Consider the following 5669-nt stretch of genomic DNA (forward strand, 5'->3'; position numbering starts at 1 on the left):
TCATAGAGGACCTATACCTAGTTTTCTTCCGTCATACACTGATGCCATCTATAAAGCGCTACGCTCCGTGGACTCGACCGATCTGGCTGTCAGTCAAGAAGACATTGAAGAAAGGCATTGCAGTCAGCGTGTGACTGATCAGGCTTGCCGAAGCCTGCGCCAGCTCAAGATCTATCACAGTGTTCGTCGCGTAATCGCAAAGTCCACCCGATTATAAAAAAGTGAAAAATAAATCATTTTTGATTGTTGGTGGCGGGATCGTTGGCTTGGCAACCGCCTACCGCCTACTGGAACGTTTCCCTCGGGCGCAAGTAGCATTACTTGAAAAAGAAACAACCGTTGGTGCACACCAGAGTACCCACAACAGCGGAGTGCTGCATGCAGGGCTTTATTATGCCCCCGGGTCAGCCAAGGCGCGGTTGGCAGTATCCGGTATCCGGCAAATGGTTGCTTTTTGTCGCTCGGAAGATATTCCTCATGAAATCTGCGGCAAGCTCGTAGTGGCTGTAACGCCGGAAGAGTTGCCTCGTTTCGACGAGTTGCTGCGGCGTGGCACGGCCAATGGGCTGAAAGGGCTGCGAAAGCTCGATAGGAGGGAGATGAAGTCAGTTGAGCCGCACGTGAATGGTATCACTGCAGTACACGTACCGGAGGAGGGTATTGTCGATTACCAGCAGGTCTGTAATCGACTGGCCTATCGGGTGAAGGAGCGAGGCGGAAAGATAATCACAGGGGAAAAAGTCGAGCGGTTAGACAGGAAAGCTGGAAGTTGGATCGCCAGGACCGCAACAGCGGAATTCGAGTGTGATTTTTTGATCAACTGCGCCGGGCTTCACTGCGACCGGGTAGCGGCATTGGCGGGTGAACACCGAGAAGTACGGATCGTGCCATTTCGCGGTGAATATTATTGCCTTAAGCCTTCCGCTCAACATTTGGTGCGGAATTTGATTTACCCCGTGCCTAATCCCCAATTTCCGTTCTTAGGGGTCCATTTTACGCGACAAATTCACGGCGGGGTTGAAGCTGGCCCAAATGCCGTGCTCGCATTTGCGCGGGAGGGTTATCGATTAAGGACTGTCAATCTCCGGGACTTGCTGGATGCGCTGCTTTTCCCCGGGTTATCGCGCTTTCTCCGGAAATATCCGGAGATGGTACGCACGGAACTGGCTCAATCGTTTAGCAAAAGGCTATTTTGCCGTGCCTTGCAACGCCTTGTACCCGACCTCCGACCCAATGACCTTGTACCAGGTGGTGCGGGCGTGCGTGCGCAAGCAATGACCCCAACGGGCGACTTGGTGCAGGACTTTCGCTTGCTCGTCCGCAAAGACGCCTTGCATATCCTCAACGCTCCAAGTCCTGCCGCTACCGCTTCATTGGCAATCGGCGAATACGTGATCAGTCAAGTGCCCATTTAGTGCGGGTCGTATCGACATACAGGAGTAGCCGGAAACAGTGGTTAATAACATGGAATCAAACCTTTACTGCTCCAGAGATTATGCTGGTCATCAAGTCAGTTGTGCTGGTGAAACGGCTAATCTTCAAAAGAAGAGCATTTCAAAGAAGCAGCAGCCCTCAATCCTTTTGCTTGGCCCTTGTCGCGCAGCTGTTAGCGGTGTGAGCACTCATATCAATCAGCTGCTGTGATCTGGGCCTAATTACCGGGCAAAAAATCTAATCTATTGATTTGAAGCGGGTGCTTATGTTTAGTTCTGCATTTTATCAGGATGGCCCGATTTGGCTTCAGGATCTGTTGATATCCGGCAGATCATGGATGCGGCAACGCCTACGCGAGGATCGCATATTTTCATCCATGAGTGCCGAAATCGAGGGCAGCCAATGGTGGCCAATAGATCAATTGCGCGAATTTCAGGGCGCTCGGTTAAGTAAAATCATCGAATCAGTGGTCTGGAATGTACCCTACTATCGAGATCGGTATCAGAATTTAGGGATGGATATAAGCCGATTGCGATTTCCGGAGGAAATCGACAAGCTGCCACTCATGGACAAAATGGATGTTCGTAAAGCCGGAAAAGCTCTAATTTCTAAACGAGCGTCCAAGGCTTTGGTTTCGGGAAGCACCAGTGGTACAACGGGAACACCCTTGACGCTTTACCAGGACTTGGCCGCAGTTAATCGAGAAAATGCCTTTATTTGGCGACAATTAGCTTGGGCCGGTCTGCGTAGAGGGGCTAGGCGCGCTTGGTTGCGCGGCGACATGATTGTTCCAGTCAATCAACAGCATCCTCCCTATTGGAGGAAAAGTCATGCCGACAGTATGTTGATGCTGTCCTCGTACCATTTGTCCGAGGCAACTACAGCAGCCTATATCGATGCATTGGCACGATTTGACCCGGTGATCATCCAAGCCTATCCCTCCTCAATCGGCTTTCTGGCTTCCTGGATGGAGAGTTCCGGATTGTTTTACCGTGGCGAATCACTGCGGGGTATCGTTACATCGTCGGAATTCATAAGTGATGAGCAGCGAGCCAAAATTGAAAACACCTTTGGCTGTAAGGTGTTCGACTGGTACGGACAATTTGAGCGAGTGGCCGCCATTGGCACGTGCGAGCACGGCCGCTACCACTTGATATCCGATTATTCTCATGTCGAACTGCTTCCCGGCGATGACGGCTTGTTTGAACTGGTTGGGACTGGTTTTAACAATATGGCCATGCCATTGATTCGCTATCGCTGCGGTGACTTGGTGCTTCCCGCTCCAGCAGATGAGCGTTGCGCCTGTGGGCGATCTTTCCCACTAATCAATAAAATCGTTGGGCGTACCGACGACTCAATCAAGCTGCCTAATGGACGCCGCATCGGACGTCTCGATCACTTATTCAAAGGTGTTAGTGGGATTTTGGAAGCACAGATTCGTCAGGATCGACTCGATGCTTTAACGATTCTGATGGTGCCTTCTTCCAAGTTTAATCAGCATACCCGCAACCGAGTGTTGGCCAACGCACGTGAGCGGCTCGGAGAAGAGATCACGCTGGAACTCGCAGTGGTCGATTCAATCCCGCGGACCAAGAGTGGCAAATTTAGAGGGGTAATATGCAACGTCTGATCCAGCCCCGTCCATCTTGCAAACAGGTGGTAATGATAGGGACGTCATTCGAGAACACAGGTGGAGTGGCCGGTGTCGTGAACGTGTATCGCCGGGCCGGCCTTTTCGAACGCTGGCCAGTGGTTTACCTGGCTACTCATGGTGCCGGAGGAAACCTGCGGAAACTATTGCTTGCAATGACCGCATGGTCCCGCTTCATGCGCTTGCTCCTGCGTGGCCGGATAGCCTTGCTTCACGCACATACTGCATCCAATGCAAGCTTCTGGCGCAAATCGATGTTTGTAATGCCATCGCTTTGGCTCGGAATACCCGTGGTACTGCACATTCACGGTGGCGGGTTCATAGAGTTTTACAATAATCGGTGCGGACAACTGCGAAAGCGCGTTGTACGGTTTGTTCTGGAACACAGTGAGCGAGTGATTACGCTATCCCCCAGCTGGTTTGCGAGATTGCAAGGTATTGCCCCGAATGCACGGGTCGTGTGTATCCCCAATCCAGCCTTAATTCCAAGAAGACAGCCACGCCGAAACATTGGACTGATAGCCCTATTTCTGGGAAAGCTGTGCAGGGATAAGGGAGTGTTTGACCTGCTGGAGGCAATTGCGTATTTGAAAAACCGGCTGCCCGGTTTACGCCTGAGTCTTGCAGGGGATGGTGATCCGCTTGCAGTGCGTACCCGCGCCGAGATATTGGGGGTGGCTGGGCAAGTGGAATTACTAGGCTGGGTTTCAGGCGAAGCCAAGGAGAGATTGCTTAGAGAGGCAAGTGTGTGCGTACTGCCCTCTTATGTGGAAGGTACACCCATGAGCCTTCTGGAAGCGATGGGGGCAGGACTTCCTTCCGTGGCAACTAAGGTGGGCGGCATTCCAGACATGCTCACTGACGGGGTCGAGGGACGGCTCGTCGAGCCCGGGGATATTGTGGCTCTTGCTGAGGCGCTGGAACAGCTTTTGACGGATAGGAAGGCATACGCGCGTATGAGCGAAGCCGCTTTGGCGAGATTCAGCTCGGAATTCTCCGCTGACGTAGTGATGCCAAGGCTAGAGCGCCTTTATACGAAGTTTGGCGTAACGCCCCGGTGTGACATAGCGGTAGCAGAGGTAAGCGGTTAATTGTTTAGTCCCACAGTATGGTGGTGTACTGTATACCCGTCCTGTCCCAGCAGGTCATGCAGCATCCGCGCACCGGCAAAGGAGTGGTCGAGGTGCAGTTCATCAGTTCGGCGCATCAGGTCCAGATCGCTTTCGGAAACCGGACGCGGCATGTAATAAACCGGGGCGCGCGAGAGATTCTACAGCGCGCACTGGCGGGCGATAGGAGCTTGGCGGATTGATCAATCATTGTTTTGCGTTTCATTACTGCCCACGCGACCGAGCGCGTCGACTAAAAAATCGTTATCCATCGCCAACTGATCGATCTTGGCGTGCAGCGCCTTCACGTCCGGCCCGCTCCACTCATGACGTTCCGCGGCTGTGGCGAACACATCGCTCGCCCGTTCCTGCAATTGGCTCTTCCACTGCGTAATCTGGTTGACGTAACCTTCAAACTGTTCCGCTAACTCCGCAAGCGTCTTGTCACCCTTGAGCGCCGCCGAGTGATTTCTTCTCTTTCGTTTCATCTTCTGATTTCAGATGTCTACCCCTCGCAGGGGCGGGTGATTAGAACAGGAATTTCACTTAAATGCGAATTAAGCGCTTTGCGGTAAGACGTTCAATAAGAACATGGCGGCCACTAAGCGGCCGAAGACGTGAACGAGGAGCCCCCGAGAGGAGCGGACCTTGCTGGCCGCTTCGATACCGGTTTTCTCCTGAATCCAGTTAAACAGCGCTTCGATGGGTTGGCGGACCCGCGAAACGGCCGTCGAGAACAGCCGGTCGGCGGCATCGAGATGCGTCTGTCCTTGAACTTTTCGGATCGGCGTGAAGACCGTAAATGGAAGCGTGGGCTGGCGCGAGAGGTACTCATAGGCCTTATCGGCAAAGAGATTCCTATAAGTGAGCGTCGGCGCGATCTGTTCGAGGACTGGACCGTCATTCAGACCGGCTGGGGTCATCCCGAGATACCGGGGTAGGGGCAAGGTTCCCGGCCGTTCATCGCCGATCGCATGGACTTTTACACCGTGGTAATAGAGCTTCTTGGTCGGACAGTACCCGCTGTTTGCCACTTCGTGGGCGACCTTGGCGGTGAACCGTCGGCTCTGCTGAGCCAGCACCACGGGGAAGGAATCGGCGACTCCGGTGGGGGTGATCGGTGCACCGGCCGGACTGAGCTTGTCCAGGAGTGCGGGAAACACATCCGCCAATCGATTCAGGCGCTGCACGTAAGCCCCATAGCTGGGCAGATGGGGAAACCACTCGCGCCAATAGCGGTCAGCATGATCATAGAGCATCTTGATCGTAAGCGCTCCTTTAACGACGTCTGGAATGGTGGCGGAAAAGAGGTAAGGATGGTGTCCACGTATAAGCGAGTTATGCTCGAAAGTTGTGGATGAGGGGCTGAGGTAGGCGGCGTATTCTGGATGGTCTTCGAGGTCATCCATTCCTGTTGAGAGGAGCGAATACGCCATGAGTGAAGATAAGGTCATTCGGTTGAAGAGTCCAGGGAC

6 protein-coding genes are annotated in these 5669 nt (G+C 53.4%); 4 read left to right on the top strand and 2 right to left on the bottom strand.

Annotated features, from left to right (window positions below; translation table 11 throughout):
* Positions 1-221 precede the first annotated feature (221 nt).
* From lhgO to VEB01_RS14425, 4 genes are all read left to right on the top strand, one after another.
* Positions 222-1415 carry an L-2-hydroxyglutarate oxidase gene (gene lhgO, locus VEB01_RS14410; protein ID WP_324876583.1) on the top strand — a complete coding sequence of 398 codons (1194 nt, stop codon included), beginning with the start codon at positions 222-224 and terminating at the stop codon, positions 1413-1415.
* 395 nt (positions 1416-1810) lie between these two features.
* Positions 1811-3064: a phenylacetate--CoA ligase family protein gene (locus VEB01_RS14415; protein WP_324876585.1), complete on the top strand. Its 1254-nt coding sequence runs from the start codon at positions 1811-1813 to the stop codon at positions 3062-3064.
* Positions 3052-4176: a glycosyltransferase family 4 protein gene (locus VEB01_RS14420; RefSeq protein WP_324876587.1), complete on the top strand. Its 1125-nt coding sequence runs from the start codon at positions 3052-3054 to the stop codon at positions 4174-4176. The genes VEB01_RS14415 and VEB01_RS14420 overlap by 13 nt, the downstream gene beginning before the upstream one ends.
* Positions 4177-4199: 23 nt before the next feature.
* Positions 4200-4397, top strand: coding sequence for a hypothetical protein (locus VEB01_RS14425; RefSeq protein WP_324876589.1), 198 nt, complete (start codon positions 4200-4202; stop codon positions 4395-4397).
* Here the strand turns inward: VEB01_RS14425 and VEB01_RS14430 are convergent, their stop codons facing one another.
* Both VEB01_RS14430 and VEB01_RS14435 read right to left on the bottom strand, forming a co-directional pair.
* On the bottom strand, positions 4398-4682 hold the full coding sequence (locus VEB01_RS14430; protein WP_324876591.1) for a hypothetical protein: 285 nt from the start codon (positions 4680-4682) through the stop codon (positions 4398-4400). It lies immediately after the preceding gene.
* A 69-nt stretch (positions 4683-4751) separates the two neighbouring features.
* Positions 4752-5669 (bottom strand): hypothetical protein (locus VEB01_RS14435; protein ID WP_324876593.1); only part of this gene is annotated, 918 nt, incomplete at its 5' end.

The sequence above is a fragment of the Methylocaldum sp. genome (assembly GCF_035627495.1).
In the GTDB taxonomy this organism is placed as follows: Bacteria; Pseudomonadota; Gammaproteobacteria; order Methylococcales; family Methylococcaceae; genus Methylocaldum.

What these genes read in the sequence shown, in the direction of transcription:
- VEB01_RS14415 (WP_324876585.1), top strand. Translation starts at nt 1,811, where the DNA reads ATGAGTGCCGAAATCGAGGGCAGCCAATGGTGGCCAATAGATCAATTG.
- VEB01_RS14420 (WP_324876587.1), top strand. Translation starts at nt 3,052, where the DNA reads ATGCAACGTCTGATCCAGCCCCGTCCATCTTGCAAACAGGTGGTAATG.
- VEB01_RS14430 (WP_324876591.1), bottom strand. Translation starts at nt 4,682, where the DNA reads ATGAAACGAAAGAGAAGAAATCACTCGGCGGCGCTCAAGGGTGACAAG.